At 70.9% G+C, this 2,708-nt stretch carries 1 protein-coding gene; it reads left to right on the top strand.

Features of this window, described 5'->3' with window-relative positions:
- Positions 1 to 2,708, top strand: a 2,708-nt coding sequence (locus ACWCXC_RS37380) for an AMP-binding protein (protein ID WP_450891812.1), incomplete at both ends; no start/stop codon positions are given.

The raw sequence follows: 2,708 nt of genomic DNA, 5'->3' as shown, positions 1-2,708 counted from the left end.
CCGTCGAACGCTCGTGAGGAGATCCTCTGCGCGGCGTTCGCCGAGGTCCTGGGTCTGGACAGTGTGGGGGTGGACGAGGACTTCTTCGCCCTCGGCGGCCAGTCCCTGCTCGCCATCCGCCTCGTCGCCCTCCTGCAGAAGCGCGGTGTCTCCGTCTCGGTCCGCTCGTTCTTCCAGGCTCCGACTCCGGCCGGCCTGGCCGCGTCGGCGGGGGCGGTGCAGGTCGCCGTACCGGCCAACCTGATCCCGGCCGACGCGACCGCGATCACGCCCGACATGCTGCCGCTCGTCGACCTCTCCACCGATGAACTGGCCGCCGTCGTTTCCTCCGTCGACGGCGGCGCCGCGAACATCGCGGACATCTATCCCCTCGCCCCCCTCCAGGAGGGCCTGCTCTTCCACCACCTGCTGGCCGACGGCGGCGACGACGCCTACGTCATGCCGACCGTCCTGGAGTTCGACGCCCGTGACCGGCTCGACGCCTTCGCGGACGCTCTGCAGCAGGTGGTCGACCGGCACGACATCTACCGCACCTCGATCGTCTGGGAGGGCCTGCGCGAGCCGGTCCAGGTCGTGTGGCGCCACGCCACCCTGCCCGTCACCGACGTCGTCCTCGACCCCGAGGGCGGCGACCCGACGGAGCAGCTCCTCTCGGCCGGTGGTCTGCGCATGGATCTGACGCAGGCCCCGTTGCTGCGGATGCACGCGGCCCGGGTGCCCGGTACCGGCCGCTGGCTCGGTCTGCTGAGGGCGCACCACGTGGTCCGTGACCACACCGCGCTGGAGATCGTCTTCCACGAGGTCCAGACGATCCTGGCCGGCCGGGGCCGGGAGCTGTCAGCGCCGATGCCGTTCCGGAACTTCGTCGCCCAGACCCGGGGCGCCGTCGCGCGCGCCGAGCACGAGCGGTACTTCACCGACCTCCTCGGCGACGTCACCGAACCCACCGCCCCCTTCGGCATCGCCGACGTACGGGGCGACGGCGCCGGAGCGGCACGCGAAGTGGTGCCCTTCGATCCGGAGCTGACGGTGCGGCTCCGTGAAGTCTCCCGCCGGCTCGGCGCGAGCCCCGCGACAGTCATGCACGTCGCCTGGTCGCGGGTCCTCGCCGCGGTCAGCGGCCGCGACGACGTCGTCTTCGGCACGGTTCTCTTCGGCCGTATGAACGCGGGAGAGGGCGCTGACCAGGTCCCCGGCCCGTACATGAACACGCTGCCCGTACGCGTCCGCACCGAGGCCACCGGCGTCCGAGCGGCCGTCGCCGCCATGCGCGGCCAGCTCGCGGAGCTGCTGGAGCACGAGCACGCCCCGCTCGTCGTGGCGCAGCGCGCCAGCGGCGTCACCGGCGACACCCCGCTGTTCACCGCCCTGTTCAACTTCCGCCACAACCCCGGCCGCAGCGCCGAGCAGCGTGCGGACAAGCGCCGCCACGAGGGCATGGAAGGCATGCGCGCCGTCTTCACCCGCGAGCGCACCAACTTCCCCCTGATGGTTTCGGTCAACGACAACGGCGACCTGTTCACGCTGGCCGTCGACGCGGTCGCCCCGATCGACCCCCGCGTGGTCGGCGAGTTCGTCCGCACGGCGGCCGGAAACCTGGTCACGGCCCTCGAATCGGCCCTCGACCACGAGGAGGACGTGCCCCTCGGCTCCGTCCAGGTCCTGGACGAGGCAGGCTTGCGTCAGGTCCTCACGGAGTGGAACGGCACGGCGGTCGAGTTGCCGGGGGGTTTGCTGCCTGAGCTGTTCGAGGCGCAGGTGGTGCGGACGCCGGAGGCGGTGGCGGTGGTGTCGGGTGGTGTGGAGGTCTCGTACGCGGATCTCGACGCTCGTGCGAACCGGCTGGCCCGTCATTTGGTGGCCCTGGGCGTGGGTCCGGAGTCGTTTGTCGGTGTGTGCCTGGAGCGTGGCATCGACTCGGTTGTGGCGCTGCTTGCGGTGTTGAAGTCCGGGGGTGCGTATTTGCCGATCGATCCGGGCTACCCGGCGGAGCGGATCGCGTACATGCTGGGCGATGCGCGGCCGGCTGTGGTTCTGGCCTCGACGAGTACGGCGAGGGCCGTCCCGGAGTCGGATGCGACGACCGTCGTGGCCGTCGACGGGCTGGACCTGACTGCCCTCCCGGTCGGCCCTCTGGGTACGCGTATCCGTCCCGAGCACCCGGCCTACGTGATCTACACCTCCGGCTCGACGGGCCGCCCGAAGGGCGTGGTCGTGGAGCACCGGTCGGTGGCCGGTCTGCTGGGCTGGGCGGCGCGGGAGTTCGGTGGTGAGGACTTCCGGCGTGTTCTGGTCTCCACGTCCTTCAACTTCGACGTGTCGGTCTTCGAGCTCTTTGGGCCGCTGGTTTCCGGCGGCAGTGTCGAGGTCGTCGGGGATCTCCTTGCCCTGGCCGACGCGGACTCGGACACCCCGGTCGGTGACGTCAGCCTGGTCAGCGGTGTGCCTTCGGCTTTCGCCCAGATGGTGGCGGCGGGTGAGATCCAGGCCCGCCCCCGTACGGTCGTGCTGGCGGGCGAGGCATTGACGGCGGATGCCGTTGCCGGTATCCGCACCGCCGTCCCGGGCGCTCGGGTCGCGAACATCTACGGTCCGACCGAGGCCACGGTCTATTCCACGGCCTGGTACGCGGACGACGACGTCGAAGGCGTGGTCCCGATCGGTCGTCCGATCTCGAACGCCCGTGTGTATGTCCTGGACGGTGCTCT

Source organism: Streptomyces sp. NPDC001515, from assembly GCF_053597115.1.
This window is presented reverse-complemented; position numbering and strand designations above follow the sequence as displayed.